The organism is Pseudomonas vlassakiae, assembly GCF_014269035.2.
GTDB lineage: Bacteria > Pseudomonadota > Gammaproteobacteria > Pseudomonadales > Pseudomonadaceae > Aquipseudomonas > Aquipseudomonas vlassakiae.
The window spans coordinates 191,777-206,288 of sequence record NZ_JABWRP020000004.1 but is presented as its reverse complement, the minus strand read 5'-3'; the positions used below and the strand labels follow the sequence as shown (position 1 = coordinate 206,288).

Below are 14,512 nucleotides of genomic sequence, written 5' to 3'. Positions count from 1 at the left end.
GGGTGTGTATACTGGCCGGCATTTTCAATCGCCTGGAACACCGCTGATGGTTGCTCACCTGATTCAATTCGCGACAGATCACTACATCCTGGTGGCGATCTTCGTGGTTCTGCTGGTTGCACTGCTCGTCAATGAACTGCGCCGTGGCGGCCAGAGCCTGAGCAACGGCCAGCTGACCGCGCTGGTCAATGCCGACAAGGCACTGGTCATCGACATTCGCCCGTCCAAGGAATATTCCGCCGGCCACATCGTCGGTGCGTTGAACATCCCGCAGGACAAGCTCGCCAACCGCATGACCGAGCTCGAAAAGCACAAAGAGAAGACCCTGATCGTCGTCGACGCGATGGGCCAGCAGTCCGGCGCGGTCTGCGGCGAGCTGCTCAAGGCTGGTTACACTGCCGCCAAGCTGAGCGGTGGCGTTTCCAGCTGGAAAGCCGATAACCTGCCTTTGGTGAAGTGATATGAAGCCCGTCATCGTCTATTCCAGCGACTACTGCCCCTACTGCATGCGCGCCAAGCACCTGCTTCAGAGCAAAGGCGTTGCCTTCGAAGAGATCAAGGTCGATGGCAAGCCGCAGGTGCGCGCCGAAATGAGCCAGAAGGCCGGCCGTACGTCGGTGCCGCAGATCTGGATCGGCAGCACCCACGTCGGTGGATGCGATGACCTCTACGCCCTGGAGCGCGCCGGCAAGCTCGACGCGCTGCTGGCAGTCTGATTTGCACTGCATTCAAAAACATTAGGATTAAGGATCTGCCATGACTGACCAACAGACCAACGGCGCTGCTGCAGAAGACAACAGCCCTCAGTTCTCCATGCAGCGCATCTACGTGCGCGACCTGTCGTTCGAAGCCCCGAAAAGCCCGCAGATCTTCCGTCAGCAGTGGGAGCCGAGCGTTGCGCTGGACCTGAACACCAAGCAGAAAGCCCTGGAAGGCGACTTCCATGAAGTGGTGCTTACCCTGTCGGTGACCGTCAAGAACGGCGACGAAGTGGCCTTCATCGCTGAAGTTCAGCAGGCCGGCATCTTCCTGATCAAGAACCTCGACGCTTCGTCGATGAGCCACACGCTCGGCGCGTTCTGCCCGAACATCCTGTTCCCGTATGCCCGTGAGACCCTGGACAGCCTGGTGACCCGCGGTTCGTTCCCGGCCCTGATGCTGTCGCCGGTCAACTTCGACGCCCTGTACGCGCAAGAGCTGCAGCGCATGCAGGAAGCTGGCGAAACGCCGACCGTGCAGTAATTCTGCCGGTATCGAAAAAGCGCCTCTCGGGGCGCTTTTTTGTTGCCTGTACCGGCCTGCTCGCGGGTTAAAGGTCAGCTCCCGGCAAACCCGTTCTGCCGCCAGGCCTCATAAACGGTAACCGCCACGGTATTGGACAGGTTCAGGCTGCGGCACCCCGGCCGCATGGGCAGGCGCAGGCGTTGTTCGGCGGGCAGGCTGTCCAGCACCTCGGCTGGCAACCCGCGGCTCTCAGGCCCGAACAGAAACGCATCGCCGGGCTGATAGGCCACTTCATGGAACGGGTGCGAGCCTTTGGTGGTAAAGGCGAACAGCCGCGGATTGCCCAGGCTTTCCAGGCATCCGGCCAGGCTTTCGTGGCGCTTGAGCGTGGCATACTCGTGGTAATCCAGCCCGGCACGGCGCAGGCGCTTGTCGTCCAGTTCGAAGCTGATCGGCTCGATCAGGTGCAGGGCGCAACCGCTGTTGGCGCAGAGGCGGATGATATTGCCGGTATTCGGCGGAATTTCTGGTTGAAAAAGGATGACGTGAAACATGCACGGCTCCAAACGTGAAGATGACGAGCATTCTACCCCTGAACCCGACCTGCGTTCGAAGGCCTGGCCGCGCATGCTGCTTTCCCTGGCGCTGTTCGGGGTTTTGCTGGGGCTGATGATTGGCCGTCTGACTGCCCCTGAAGAACGGGTGCTGGAGCAGGTCGAAGTGGTGCAGGATGGCCTGAACCTGTGGTTCAACGAAGCGCCCAAGCTGCATGGCGAAAACGTCGAAGGCACCGTGGCACTGCTGTTCGAGGCCGAGGGCAAGGCGCAGCGTGGTCAGCTGGACCTGCAAGGCAAGCCGGTCGGCTGGCGGTTGCAGAAGAGCGACAAGGGGTTGTTGCTGACGGTGATTGCCGCGCGTCCCCTGCACGGCGAATGGGCCGGTGCAGAGGACGCTGGACGTTGGCGGGTGCAGGTGAAACTGCACGAATAAAAGAGGGGATATCTCGGCCTGCCTGTACCAAGGTCCCCAAAAGGGTTTACAGCGAATTAAAGGGGGGATGGCCCGGCCTGCCTGTACCGAGGTCCCCAAAACTGGCGTTACTGCGAATAAAAGAGGGGTCACCCGGCCTGCCTGTACCAGGGCCCCCGAAACTGGGTATGTATGAGCTATTGCAGGGGGCGTGCCAGTTTCGCAAAGCCCGCGAATACTGGACTTTGAGGGGGATTTGGTCAGAATTTCGGGGGATTTGTGCCTTTGCGAGGTGCATCGGGCACAGGATCGGTGCATGGAGCAGATAGGGCTGGGGCCGCTTTGCGACCCTTTCGCGGCTGAAGGCCGCTTCAACAGGCGATCACGAATTCCTGTAGGAGCGGCCTTCAGCCGCGAAAGGGCTGCGAAGCAGCCCCAGGGGTGTTACAGGTGGCGCAGCAGGTCAGTGATCCTCACCCTCATCGTCATCCCCACCGTCCACATTCATCCCCAGTTCCTTGATCTTGCGGGTCAGGGTGTTGCGGCCCCAACCCAGCAGCACCGCAGCATCACGCCGGCGACCGGCGGTGTGCTTGAGCGCGGTCTCGATCATGATTCGCTCGAAGCTGGGAACCGCGCTGTCGAGCAGGTTCGACTGCCCGCGCGCCAGCGCCTGATCCGCCCACTGGCGTAGCGCCTGCTCCCAGTTGGTGACTGGCGCTGCGTCTTGCGGCAGGTTCAGCAGCTCCGGCGGCAGGTCGCCGATCAGCACTTCGCGGCTGGACGCCATCACGGTGATCCAGCGGCAGGTGTTTTCCAGCTGGCGCACGTTGCCTGGCCACGGCAGGTTGCGGATGAACTCTTCGGTTTCCGGCTTGAGCAGCTTCGGCTCGACGGCCAGTTCCTGAGCGGCACGGCCGAGGAAGTGGCGGGCCAGCGCCGGGATGTCCTCGCGGCGGTCGGCCAGGCGCGGGATATGGATGCGGATCACGTTCAGGCGGTGGAACAAGTCCTCACGGAACTTGCCGGCCGTGACCAGCGACTCCAGGTTCTGGTGGGTCGCTGCAATGATGCGGACATCGACCTTCACCGGCACGTGGCCGCCAACGCGATAGAACTCGCCATCGGCCAGAACCCGTAGCAGGCGGGTCTGGGTATCGGCGGGCATGTCACCGATCTCATCGAGGAACAAGGTGCCGCCGTCGGCCTGTTCGAAGCGACCGCGGCGCAGGTTGGCGGCGCCGGTAAAGGCGCCTTTCTCGTGGCCGAACAGCTCCGACTCCATCAGGTCCTTGGGAATGGCGGCCATGTTCAGGGCGATGAACGGCGAAGCAGCGCGCGGGCTGTGACGGTGCAGGGCGTGCGCCACCAACTCTTTACCGGTGCCGGATTCGCCGTTGATCAATACGGTGATGTTGGAGTGGCTCAGGCGGCCGATGGCGCGGAACACTTCCTGCATCGCCGGCGCTTCGCCGATGATTTCCGGGGTGCGGGCCAAGGCCTGGGGAACATCGAGGCCCTGCTGTTCCTGGGCGTGCTGGTTGGCGCGCTTGACCAGCGACACCGCCTCATCGACGTCGAACGGCTTGGGCAGGTATTCGAAAGCACCGCCCTGGTAGGACGCCACGGCGCTGTCCAGGTCGGAATGCGCGGTCATGATGATGACCGGCAGGCGCGGATGCTGTTCGCGAATCTGCGCCAGCAGGTCGAGGCCGCTGGCGCCGGGCATGCGAATATCGGAAATGATCACATCCGGCTGCTGGCGGGCCAGGCGGCCCATGACGCCATCGGCGCTGTCGAAGCTCTGGGTGGTCATGCCTTCCTGCTGCAGGGCTTTTTCCAGGACCCAGCGGATGGAGCGATCATCATCGACGATCCATACGGTTTCACTTCGGCTCATGAGGCGGTGGCTCCTTGTTCCAGGGGCAGGAAGATCGAGAAGGCGGTGTGCCCTGCGTGGCTTTCACACTCGATCAGGCCCTGATGCTGGCTGATGATGTTCTGGGTGATGGCCAGGCCGAGCCCGGTACCGTCCGGGCGCCCGCTGACCATGGGATAAAAAAGGGTGTCTTGCAGTTCTGCGGGGATGCCCGGGCCGTTGTCGATGATCTCGATACGTGCCGCCAGGCGATGGCGCACATGGCCGATGGTGAACTGGCGTACGGCGCGGCTGCGCAGGGTGATGCGGCCCAGGCGCAGCTCGTTCTGCGAGCTGATCGCCTGCATCGCATTGCGCACGATGTTCAGTACGGCCTGGATCATCTGCTCGCGGTCGATCAATACGTCTGGCAGGCTCGGGTCGTAGTCGCGCACCAATGTGATGCAGCCCTGGCTTTCGGCTTCGACCAGGCTGCAGACCCGCTCCAGTACTTCGTGGATGTTGGTCATGGCCAGCGACGGCAACTTGTTCGAGCCGAGCATGCGGTCGACCAGGTTGCGCAGGCGGTCGGCCTCTTCGATGATCACGTTGGTGTAGTCGCGCAGGCCCTCTTCAGGCAGCTCGCGGGCCAGTAGCTGTGCTGCACCACGGATACCGCCGAGCGGGTTCTTGATCTCGTGGGCCAGGCCGCGCACCAGCATCTTGGTGGTTTCCTGCTTGCTCAGCTGGGCCTCTTCCTTGGTGATGCGCAGCAGGCGATCACGCGGGTGAACTTCCAACAGCAGCAAGGTATTGCCCTGGTGCAGGATCGGTGTCACCGCATAGTCGACGGTGATGGCCTGCCCGGTCAGCGAGGTCAGTTGCGCTTCACGCTTGGTGAACGGGTGCGCCTGTTCCACCGCCTGGCGCAGCGAGTTGAGCGCCTCGGTCGATTCAGTGAACAATTCACTGATGAACTGCCCGTGGCTGCGCTGGCCACTCACGGCCAGGAGCATTTCCGCCGCAGGGTTCATGTACTCCAGCCGCAGCTCGCTGTTGAGCAGGAGCGTGGCGGTGGTCAGGTTGTCCAGAAGCAGACGGTGCTGTGCATCGCTGATGGTCATAAGGCGTCGTTGACCTCTTTTGGCGCTTGTCAGGCAAGGCACGGCCATGGCCGGGCAGGCGGCGGATCCGCGGATGCCAGTCTCTGCACAGGAAAATGCAAGAAACAAACCAAGGCTCCGAAAAGAAGCGGAATTGCCTGATAAAGACCTGGAATTGCGCTTATTCGGATCAGATTGCCCTGATTTATCGTTTCAAGTGACCTGTTTTGGGCTGCAGATAGAAGCGCTCGATACGCTTATGCACCAATATAGAGCATTGCTGGGGTCAACGTCCTACGCACAATTGTGCGGTTGCGCGGACCAGGGCCATGTGCCGGAGCGGGTCGCCGGCGTGCCCGTTCAATGCTTCGGTCAATTGACGAGGGCAGTCGTTCATCGGCTTGCGGTCCAGGTTGCCCAGCTCGAACAGCAATGTCGCCTGGAGCATGTCCAGGCGCGGGCGCAGTTCATCGGCAAGGTCTCTGGCTTGCTGAGGGGGCCGCTTCCCCAGCGCAGTCCAGCGGTCGATCAGGCCGTACTGGATCATCTTGTTGGCTTCGATCTGGTCGCTGAAAAAGGCCGCTGCCCTTTCGGGAGGCAAGCCGTAGTCATGCGCTGTAGCTTGAACCTGCTGCAGAACCTCTTGTTCTCGCATGGGGGCCTCGACTGGCACGCCATTGTCCCATTTGTGCACGGCCACGGCGTATGCCAAGTCCAGGCGCTGCCCGATTGCCGAAAGCAAAGGGTTGAATTCAGGTTGTGAGGGGGCGCTGCAGCCGGCTAGCGTGATGGCGAAGCTAAGCGCGAAGGGTAGGGGGCGCATGGCAATCTCCTTATTGTCGGAGATGTGATTGTGCGCAGTCAGACGGGCCCCGCTTGTAGGAAGCGTCTGAAACAGATGGGCGTAAAACAAAAAACGGCCTTCAGAAGAAGGCCGTTTTCGGTGATTCAGATCGGCGCCAGGCGCCGATCAGATCAGCAGCTGTAGTACAGCTCGTATTCCAGCGGGTGTACGAAAGTGCGGACCTTGATTTCTTCTTCGCTCTTCAGCTCGATGAAGGCATCGATGAAGTCGTCGGAGAACACGCCGCCCTTGGTCAGGAACGCACGGCCTTTGTCCAGCTCTTCCAGAGCTTCTTTCAGGCTGCCGCAAACCTGCGGGATGTCCTTGGCTTCTTCTGGCGGCAGGTCGTACAGGTTCTTGTCGGCAGCGTCGCCAGGGTGGATCTTGTTCTGGATACCGTCCAGGCCAGCCATCAGCAGGGCCGCGAAGGCCAGGTACGGGTTGGCCGATGGATCCGGGAAGCGGGCTTCGATACGACGGGCTTTCGGGCTGCCGACGTAAGGAATACGGATCGAGGCGGAACGGTTGCGAGCCGAGTAGGCCAGCATTACCGGGGCTTCGAAGCCTGGGACCAGACGCTTGTACGAGTTGGTCGACGGGTTGGTGAAGCCGTTCAGGGCCTTACCGTGCTTGATGATACCGCCGATGAAGTACAGGGCGGTGTCGGACAGGCCGGCATAGCCTTCGCCGGCGAAGGTGTTCTTGCCGTCTTTCCAGATCGACATGTGCACGTGCATGCCCGAGCCGTTGTCGCCGTACAGTGGCTTCGGCATGAAGGTGGCGGTACGGCCGTAAGCGTCGGCAACGTTGTGCACGACATATTTCAGGGCCTGAACTTCGTCGGCTTTCTTCACCAGGGTGTTGAACTTGACGCCGATTTCGTTCTGGCCGGCAGTCGCCACTTCGTGGTGGTGAACTTCAACGGTCTGGCCCATTTCTTCCAGAGCGTTGCACATGGCGGTACGGATTTCGTGGTCGTGGTCGAACGGCGGAACCGGGAAGTAGCCGCCTTTCACGCCTGGACGGTGGCCTTTGTTGCCGCCTTCCACGTCAGCGCCAGTCATCCACGAGCCTTGCTCGGAGAAGATCTTGAACATCGAACCGGAGATGTCCGACTGGAACTTTACTTCGTCGAAGATGAAGAATTCTGGCTCAGGGCCAGCGAATACGGTGTCACCGATGCCGGTGCTCTTCAGGTACTCTTCGGCGCGCTTGGCGATCGCACGTGGGTCGCGATCGTAGCCCTGCATGCTCGACGGGTCGACGATGTCACAGGTGATGATCAGGGTCGGCTCTTCGGTGAACGGGTCCAGAACAGCGGTCTCGTCGACCGGCATCAGGATCATGTCGGAAGCTTCGATGCCTTTCCAGCCAGCAATGGAGGAACCGTCGAACATCTTGCCGACTTCGAAGAAGTCTTCGTCCAGGCCATCACGCGCCGGCATGGTCACGTGATGCTGAGTGCCTTTGGTGTCCGTGAAACGCAGATCAATCCACTTGACGTCATGATCTTTGATGAGTTGAACCGACTTCGACATGTTGTCCTCCGGAGGGTCTAGAGCGCGGTGGGCCGCTGCTCTGGAAAAAGGGTGTTGCCGGGCGCGGATAGTCGGCCAAGCTTACCTGCCTCACAAGGGAGCAAATTGCATGCCAGTGCCCGAAAATGGCGAGGGCTGGATAAAAAGGGGCGTCTGCGGGCATTTGCCGGGCTGTCTGCGGGAAAAGGTGCACCCTTACGAGGCATGAATCGAGTGTAGAGCACCAAATGAGTGCATGGCATGGAGGGTGTGCATGTTTTGAGGGCCTCGTCGCGGATAAATCCGCGCCTACCAGCTGTGCAGTCCCTGTAGGAGCGGATTTATCCGCGATGAGGCCGGCACAGGCGCTGCAAATCCTGCCTCCCACATTTATCTCAAAGCTTCTGATCAAAAGTTGGTCAAATCCTGAGCAATTTCCGCTATAATTCGCGCCCCTCATTTTCGGCAGGCCTTGCGCGCGCTGTTAACCCAATGAAACTTATCGTCAAAGTCTTCCCAGAAATCACCATCAAGAGCCGGCCGGTGCGCAAGCGCTTCATCCGCCAGCTCGGCAAGAACATCCGCAACGTGCTCAAGGACCTTGATCCAGAGCTCGCGGTCGATGGTGTCTGGGACAATCTCGAAGTGGTCACCCGCGTCGAGGACGAGAAGGTCCAGCGCGAGATGATCGAGCGCCTCACCTGCACGCCAGGCATCACCCACTTCCTGCAGGTCGAGGAATACCCGCTGGGTGACTTCGACGATATCGTCGCCAAGTGCAAGCACCACTTCGGCCACCTGCTGGCCGGCAAGCGCTTCTCGGTGCGCTGCAAGCGCGGCGGTCATCACGACTTCACTTCGATGGACGTCGACCGCTACGTCGGCAGCCAGCTGCGCCAGCAGTGCGGCGCAGCCGGCATCGACCTGAAGACGCCTGAAGTCGTGGTGCGCATCGAGATTCGCGATCAGCGCCTGTATGTGATCCACAACCAGCACAACGGCATCGGCGGCTACCCGCTGGGCGCGCTGGAGCAGACCTTGGTGCTGATGTCCGGTGGTTTCGACTCCACCGTGGCGGCCTACCAGATGATGCGCCGTGGCCTGATGACCCACTTCTGCTTCTTCAACCTCGGCGGCCGTGCCCACGAGCTGGGCGTGATGGAAGTCGCCCACTACCTGTGGAAAAAGTACGGCAGCAGCCAGCGCGTGCTGTTCATCAGCGTGCCCTTCGAAGAAGTGGTCGGCGAGATCCTCAACAAGGTCGACAACAGCTACATGGGTGTGACGCTCAAGCGCATGATGCTGCGTGGCGCCGCGCACATGGCCGACCGCCTGCAGATCGATGCCCTGGTCACCGGTGAGGCGATCTCCCAGGTCTCCAGCCAGACCCTGCCGAACCTGTCGATCATCGACTCGGCCACCGACAAGCTGGTGCTGCGTCCATTGCTGGCCAGCCACAAGCAGGACATCATCGACCAGGCCACCGAAATCGGCACCGCCGACTTCGCCAAGCACATGCCGGAATACTGCGGCGTGATCTCGGTGAACCCGACCACCCATGCCAAGCGCCACCGCATGGAGCACGAAGAAAAGCAGTTCGACATGGCCGTACTGGAGCGTGCCCTGGAGCGTGCCAAGTTCATCTCCATCGACCACGTGATCGATGAGCTGGGCAAGGACATCGAGGTCGAGGAAGTGACCGAGGCGCTGCCTGGCCAGATCGTCATCGACATTCGCCACCCCGATGCCCAGGAAGACGAACCTCTGGCACTGGAAGGTATCGAAATCCAGGCCATGCCGTTCTACGCGATCAACAGCAAGTTCAAACACCTGGACCCTACGCGCCAGTACCTGCTGTATTGCGACAAAGGTGTGATGAGCCGTTTGCACGCACACCACCTGCTCAGTGAGGGACATGCCAATGTGCGTGTTTATCGTCCGACATAAGACGCCAGGGCTGTATGGCGGCAGTATCCGCCATCGCCCTCCCGACCCTCGGGCCCGCTGAGCCGCAAACCGTACATATTCGCCGCCTACACTGGCGGCAACCGAATCCTCTGATCGAGATACAGTTGTGATCGAAAATCTGCGTAACATCGCCATCATCGCCCACGTTGACCATGGTAAAACCACCCTGGTCGACAAACTCCTGCGTCAGTCCGGCACCCTGGAGCGTAACGAGCTCAACGACGAGCGCGTCATGGACTCCAACGACCAGGAAAAAGAGCGCGGTATTACCATTCTGGCGAAAAACACCGCCATCAACTGGAACGGCTACCACATCAACATCGTCGACACCCCCGGCCACGCCGACTTCGGTGGCGAGGTTGAGCGTGTCATGTCGATGGTCGACTCCGTGCTGCTGCTGGTCGACGCCCAGGACGGCCCGATGCCGCAAACCCGCTTCGTGACCAAGAAGGCCTTCGAAGCCGGCCTGAAGCCGATCGTCGTGATCAACAAGGTCGACCGTCCAGGCGCGCGTCCTGACTGGGTTCTGGACCAGATCTTCGACCTGTTCGACAACCTCGGTGCCACCGACGAACAGCTGGACTTCAAAGTCGTCTACGCCTCGGCCCTGAACGGTATCGCCGGCCTGGACCACACCGCCATGGGCGAAGACATGACCGCCCTGTACCAGTCGATCGTCGACAACGTACCGGCGCCTTCCGTTGACCGTGACGGCCCGTTCCAGATGCAGATCTCGGCACTGGACTACAACAGCTTCCTCGGCGTTATCGGTGTTGGCCGTATCGCCCGTGGTCGCATCAAGCCGAACACCCCTGTTGTCGCCATCGACACCAACGGCAAGAAGCGTAACGGCCGTATCCTCAAGCTGATGGGCCACCACGGCCTGCACCGCGTCGACGTCGAAGAAGCCCAGGCTGGCGACATCGTCTGCATCAGCGGTTTCGACGAGCTGTTCATCTCCGACACCCTGTGCGCCCCGGATGCGGTAGAAGCGATGAAGCCGCTGACCGTTGACGAGCCAACCGTTTCGATGACCTTCCAGGTCAACGACTCGCCGTTCTGCGGCAAGGAAGGCAAGTTCGTCACCAGCCGTAACATCAAGGACCGTCTGGACAAGGAGCTGCTGTACAACGTTGCGCTGCGCGTTCAGGAAACCGATTCCCCTGACAAGTTCAAGGTATCGGGCCGTGGTGAGCTGCACCTGTCCGTGCTGATCGAAACCATGCGCCGTGAAGGCTTCGAGATGGCCGTGGGCCGTCCTGAAGTGATCATCCGCGAAGTCGACGGCGTCAAGCAGGAGCCGTTCGAGAACGTCACCATCGACATCCCTGAAGAATCCCAGGGCAAGGTCATGGAAGAGATGGGTCTGCGTAAGGGCGACCTGACCAACATGGTGCCGGATGGCAAGGGCCGTGTTCGCCTGGAGTACAACATTCCAGCCCGTGGTCTGATCGGTTTCCGTAACCAGTTCCTGACCCTGACCAACGGTGCAGGCATCCTGACCTCGATCTTCGATCGCTACGACACCATGAAGTCGGGCCAGATGTCCGGCCGTCTGAACGGTGTTCTGGTTTCGGTCGAGACTGGCAAGGCACTGACCTATTCGCTGGAAACCCTGCAGGCTCGCGGCAAGCTGTTCGTTGAGCACGGCCAGGAGATCTACAACGGTCAGATCATCGGCCTGAACAGCCGTGACAACGACCTGGGCGTGAACCCGACCAAAGGCAAGAAGCTCGACAACATGCGTGCTTCGGGCAAAGACGAAGTCATCGCCCTGGTTCCACCAGTTCGCCACACCCTCGAACAGGCCCTGGAATTCATCCAGGACGACGAGCTGTGCGAAGTCACGCCTAAGTCGATCCGCCTGCGCAAGAAGATCCTGGACGAAGGCGAGCGTACCCGCGCTGCCAAGAAAGCCAAGAACTGAGTTAGCTCAGGCTGAATGAAACGCCCCCGGTCGAAAGGCCGGGGGCGTTTTTGTTTATGCCGCTGGCGGCCTGGCCAAGTGGTGTCTAGGCTGGGGAGCTTTGGTTCTCAAGGAAGAGCGCTTCATGAATGTTCGCTGGCTATTCGCGATCTCCTGTCTGTTCGCCAGTTTCCATGCCAGCGGCCAGCAGGACTGCGCCGGCCTGCGGCCACAGGAAGTGGTCAGGTGCCACATCGGCAATGTTCGACAGACGCCACTGGATGCCCAGTTGTTCGAGCAGACGTCATCGCCTGACTATCGCTTCCTGGCGTTTCACATGACCTCCCAGCAATGGGCGCCGGCCCCGGTCGTGCAGCCGCGTGAATGGAAGCACGATGTCGAGTTGCACGTGCCCCGCCATGCCGCGCCCGGCAAGGCGTTGCTGGTCGTGAACAATGGCGTGCGCTTTGGTGCGGCGCAGCCCCCGAGCTATACCCGCGAGATATTGCGTGAGGTGGCCCTGAAGGCAGGCATCGCGGTGGTGATGGTCAGCGATGTGCCCAATCAGGCGCTGACCTTCAGTGACGTCCAGAAACCCCTGCGTGAAGATGAAGCTGTCGCCCATACCTGGGCGCATGCGCTGAATGACCAGGCTGCCGCGCCTGAGCTGCCCTTGCAGGTGCCGATGGCCGCTGCGGCCAGCCGTGCGATGGACCTTGCGCAGGATCAGTTGAAAAAGATCGGGCACAAGGTCGACCGGTTCATCATCACGGGCGGCTCCAAGCGTGGTTGGGGGGCATGGTTGACGGCGCTGGCCGATGACCGGGTGATGGCCATCGTTCCCAACGTGATCGAGGTGGAGGATACCGCCGCCATGCTGGCCGGCTTGCGTCAGCGCTACGGTGGCCGCTGGCCCCTGGCGTTGCTGCCTTATCAGCAGGCTGGGGTCTTGAAGCAGCTGGACAGTCCGGGATTTGCGCGCCTGGCAGCCATGATCGATCCGATGCAGTACCTCGATGAGCCTGGCCAGCGTCTGGCGATCCCCAAGTACCTGGTATCCGCCAGTGGCGATGATTTCTTCGCCCCCGACCCGGTTACCGATTACCAGCAGCGCCTGCCGGGGCAGACCAGCCTGAGGGTATTGCCGAATTCGGACCATGCCGGAGTGCGTGAGACGGTGGTCAGTACGCTGGTGCCTGTGGTGAAGCGCCTGCGTATGGGCAAGGCGCTGCCGAAGGTGCAGCTGTTCGCCGATGAGCGCGCAGGAACGATGCAGGTCAGATTTTCCGAGCGGCCATCGACCGTCAAAGTGTGGACGGCCAGCAACAGTCGGGATCGGGACTTCCGCTATGCCTGTGGGGTGCGCTACGAGTCCCGGACGATCAAGCCGAAGCGGCGGCTTACCGTGCAGCGAACTGCACCCAGCGCGGGTTGGCAGGCGCAGTTCATCGAGGCCACCTTCGCTGACGGTTTCATCGCTACCAGCCCGGTCAGTGTCTGGCCGCAAACCTTCCCGGATCATCCGCCGGCAGACCTTGGCGGGGCGTGCCGGAGTGTTCCTGCGGACTAGGAACAGGGTGTGGCTGAACTCTGAAGGTGTTGTAGGCTGCCTCTTTCAGGGCTGTTCATGCCTTGCGCGGGTGCCATGCCCTGCCTAGCGTGACGTGCTTCATTCAAAAGGAAGCACGCCCATGAAGTTCCGATTTGCGCTAGTCATTCCCTGCCTTGTGGCCAGTGTTCATGCCAGCGCCCAGCAGGATTGCAGCGGCCTGCGTCCTCAGGAAGTCGCCCGCTGCCATATCGAAAATGTCCGCCAGGCACCTCTGGAGGCTCGACTGCTCGAACAAGCCTCCGAACCTGGCTACGAATTTCGTCGCCTGCAGATGGTTTCGCAGGTGTGGGATCCAGTGCCGGTGGTTGAACCGCGTCGCTGGGAGCACGATGTCGAGCTGCACATACCGCGCAATGCCGTGCCTGGTAAAGCCTTGCTGGTGGTGAACAACGGCGTGAGGCATGGGCCGGCGCAGACCCCGGACTATTCCCGCGAAGCGTTGCGTGAAGTCGCTCTCAAGTCGCAGATGGCTGTCGTGATGATGAGCGATGCGCCCAACCAGTACGTGACTTTCAGCGATGTCGACAAGCCTTTGCGCGAGGACGACGCCGTGGCCCATACCTGGGCGCATTCGCTTCGTGGGGCCGCGCCGGAATTGCCGCTGCATGTACCGATGGCTGCTGCAGCGAGCCGGGCGATGGACCTGGCTGAGCAGGAGCTGACAAAGCAGGGGCTCACGGTGGACCGCTTCATCATTACCGGAGCCTCCAAGCGCGGCTGGAGTGCTTGGCTCACAGCGTTGGCCGATGACCGGGTGATGGCCATCGTGCCTGCTGTAATCGATGTAGCGGACACCTCGGACATGCTGGCTGGATTACGTAAACGCTATGGTGGTCACTGGCCCCTGGCCCTGGGTTCCTATCAGCAGGCTGGGGTGCTGCAACAACTGGGCACCCCGGCATTCGAGCGGCTGATGGCGATGATGGACCCGATGCAGTACCTGAACGAGGAGGGGCAGCGCTTGACGATTCCCAAGTACCTGGTGTCTGCCAGCGGCGATGACTTCTTCGCGCCGGACCCGGTCACCGATTATCAGCAGCGCCTGCCGGGCCAGACGAGCCTGAGAGTGTTGCCTAACTCGGACCATGGCGGGGTGCGTCAGCAGGTGGTCAGTACCCTGGTGCCGGCGGTGACGCGCCTGCGCGATGGCAAACCGCTGCCGAGCGTGCAGGTGTCGGCGGGCGGGCAGCAAGGGCAGATGGCTTTCCACTTCTCCGAGCCTCCCGTGGCGGTCAGGGTATGGACGGCAAGCAACAGGCAGGATCGCGACTTCCGCTATGCCTGCGGGGTGCGCTACCAGTCCGAGACGCTGGTGCCCCAGCAGCACTTCACCCTGCAACGCACGGCGCCCGCGACGGGATGGCAGGCGCAGTTCGTCGAGGCAAAGTTCGCTGATGGCTTCGTCGCCACCAGCCCGGTCAGCGTGCTGCCGCAGGCATACCCCGAGCATCCGCCGACCGATCACGGTGGTGCTTGCCGCAGCTTCCCGGCGGGCGGTGCGTGAGCAGCTG

At 61.4% G+C, this 14,512-nt stretch carries 13 protein-coding genes; 8 read left to right on the top strand and 5 right to left on the bottom strand.

The features are described 5' to 3' along the window. The first annotated feature begins 46 nt into the window (after positions 1-46). Genes HU738_RS07160 through secB form a run of 3 tightly spaced genes read left to right on the top strand, consistent with a single transcriptional unit; the run spans position 47 to position 1,242 of the window. A complete protein-coding gene (locus tag HU738_RS07160; protein ID WP_054884251.1) occupies positions 47-460 on the top strand; it encodes a rhodanese-like domain-containing protein in 414 nt (137 codons plus the stop codon). A 1-nt stretch (position 461) separates the two neighbouring features. Beyond that, positions 462-716, top strand: a complete 255-nt coding sequence (grxC, locus tag HU738_RS07155; protein WP_054884252.1) for a glutaredoxin 3 — start codon at positions 462-464, stop codon at positions 714-716. A gap of 40 nt (positions 717-756) precedes the next feature. Next, positions 757-1,242, top strand: coding sequence for a protein-export chaperone SecB (gene secB / locus HU738_RS07150; protein ID WP_054884253.1), 486 nt, complete (start codon positions 757-759; stop codon positions 1,240-1,242). A gap of 74 nt (positions 1,243-1,316) precedes the next feature. On the opposite strand, the gene trmL is transcribed toward secB, so the two are convergent. Further along, positions 1,317-1,778, bottom strand: a complete 462-nt coding sequence (trmL, locus tag HU738_RS07145; RefSeq protein ID WP_054884254.1) for a tRNA (uridine(34)/cytosine(34)/5-carboxymethylaminomethyluridine(34)-2'-O)-methyltransferase TrmL — start codon at positions 1,776-1,778, stop codon at positions 1,317-1,319. Here trmL and HU738_RS07140 point away from each other — a divergent pair. Next, a complete protein-coding gene (locus HU738_RS07140) occupies positions 1,777-2,214 on the top strand; it encodes a hypothetical protein (protein ID WP_099814486.1) in 438 nt (145 codons plus the stop codon). The two genes, trmL and HU738_RS07140, sit on opposite strands and share 2 nt — an antisense overlap. A gap of 442 nt (positions 2,215-2,656) precedes the next feature. Here the strand turns inward: HU738_RS07140 and ntrC are convergent, their stop codons facing one another. From ntrC to glnA, 4 genes are all read right to left on the bottom strand, one after another. Next, positions 2,657-4,093: a nitrogen regulation protein NR(I) gene (gene ntrC, locus HU738_RS07135; RefSeq protein ID WP_054884256.1), complete on the bottom strand. Its 1,437-nt coding sequence runs from the start codon at positions 4,091-4,093 to the stop codon at positions 2,657-2,659. Beyond that, on the bottom strand, positions 4,090-5,175 hold the full coding sequence (gene glnL, locus HU738_RS07130; protein ID WP_060509823.1) for a nitrogen regulation protein NR(II): 1,086 nt from the start codon (positions 5,173-5,175) through the stop codon (positions 4,090-4,092). The genes ntrC and glnL overlap by 4 nt, the downstream gene beginning before the upstream one ends. A gap of 265 nt (positions 5,176-5,440) precedes the next feature. Beyond that, entirely contained in the window at positions 5,441-5,977 is a 537-nt protein-coding gene (locus HU738_RS07125; protein WP_186601766.1) for a chorismate mutase, read from the bottom strand. A 152-nt stretch (positions 5,978-6,129) separates the two neighbouring features. After that, positions 6,130-7,536, bottom strand: a complete 1,407-nt coding sequence (glnA, locus tag HU738_RS07120) for a type I glutamate--ammonia ligase (RefSeq protein WP_054884259.1) — start codon at positions 7,534-7,536, stop codon at positions 6,130-6,132. A 471-nt stretch (positions 7,537-8,007) separates the two neighbouring features. Here glnA and thiI point away from each other — a divergent pair, with 471 nt between their 5' ends. The 4 genes from thiI (at position 8,008) to HU738_RS07100 (ending at position 14,505) form a co-directional block, all read left to right on the top strand. Beyond that, positions 8,008-9,462 (top strand): tRNA uracil 4-sulfurtransferase ThiI, encoded by a 1,455-nt coding sequence (thiI, locus tag HU738_RS07115; protein WP_186601765.1) that lies wholly within the window; start codon positions 8,008-8,010, stop codon positions 9,460-9,462. Between the two features lie 127 nt (positions 9,463-9,589). Beyond that, a complete protein-coding gene (gene typA / locus HU738_RS07110) occupies positions 9,590-11,410 on the top strand; it encodes a translational GTPase TypA (protein WP_054884261.1) in 1,821 nt (606 codons plus the stop codon). A gap of 124 nt (positions 11,411-11,534) precedes the next feature. Continuing rightward, on the top strand, positions 11,535-12,959 hold the full coding sequence (locus HU738_RS07105; protein WP_186601764.1) for a PhoPQ-activated protein PqaA family protein: 1,425 nt from the start codon (positions 11,535-11,537) through the stop codon (positions 12,957-12,959). A 121-nt stretch (positions 12,960-13,080) separates the two neighbouring features. Beyond that, on the top strand, positions 13,081-14,505 hold the full coding sequence (locus tag HU738_RS07100; protein WP_186601763.1) for a PhoPQ-activated pathogenicity-related family protein: 1,425 nt from the start codon (positions 13,081-13,083) through the stop codon (positions 14,503-14,505). Positions 14,506-14,512 lie beyond the last annotated feature (7 nt).

What these genes read in the sequence shown, in the direction of transcription:
- HU738_RS07160 (WP_054884251.1), top strand. Translation starts at nt 47, where the DNA reads ATGGTTGCTCACCTGATTCAATTCGCGACAGATCACTACATCCTGGTG.
- grxC (WP_054884252.1), top strand. Translation starts at nt 462, where the DNA reads ATGAAGCCCGTCATCGTCTATTCCAGCGACTACTGCCCCTACTGCATG.
- secB (WP_054884253.1), top strand. Translation starts at nt 757, where the DNA reads ATGACTGACCAACAGACCAACGGCGCTGCTGCAGAAGACAACAGCCCT.
- HU738_RS07140 (WP_099814486.1), top strand. Translation starts at nt 1,777, where the DNA reads ATGCACGGCTCCAAACGTGAAGATGACGAGCATTCTACCCCTGAACCC.
- trmL (WP_054884254.1), bottom strand. Translation starts at nt 1,778, where the DNA reads ATGTTTCACGTCATCCTTTTTCAACCAGAAATTCCGCCGAATACCGGC.
- ntrC (WP_054884256.1), bottom strand. Translation starts at nt 4,093, where the DNA reads ATGAGCCGAAGTGAAACCGTATGGATCGTCGATGATGATCGCTCCATC.
- glnL (WP_060509823.1), bottom strand. Translation starts at nt 5,175, where the DNA reads ATGACCATCAGCGATGCACAGCACCGTCTGCTTCTGGACAACCTGACC.
- HU738_RS07125 (WP_186601766.1), bottom strand. Translation starts at nt 5,977, where the DNA reads ATGCGCCCCCTACCCTTCGCGCTTAGCTTCGCCATCACGCTAGCCGGC.
- glnA (WP_054884259.1), bottom strand. Translation starts at nt 7,536, where the DNA reads ATGTCGAAGTCGGTTCAACTCATCAAAGATCATGACGTCAAGTGGATT.
- thiI (WP_186601765.1), top strand. Translation starts at nt 8,008, where the DNA reads ATGAAACTTATCGTCAAAGTCTTCCCAGAAATCACCATCAAGAGCCGG.
- HU738_RS07105 (WP_186601764.1), top strand. Translation starts at nt 11,535, where the DNA reads ATGAATGTTCGCTGGCTATTCGCGATCTCCTGTCTGTTCGCCAGTTTC.
- HU738_RS07100 (WP_186601763.1), top strand. Translation starts at nt 13,081, where the DNA reads ATGAAGTTCCGATTTGCGCTAGTCATTCCCTGCCTTGTGGCCAGTGTT.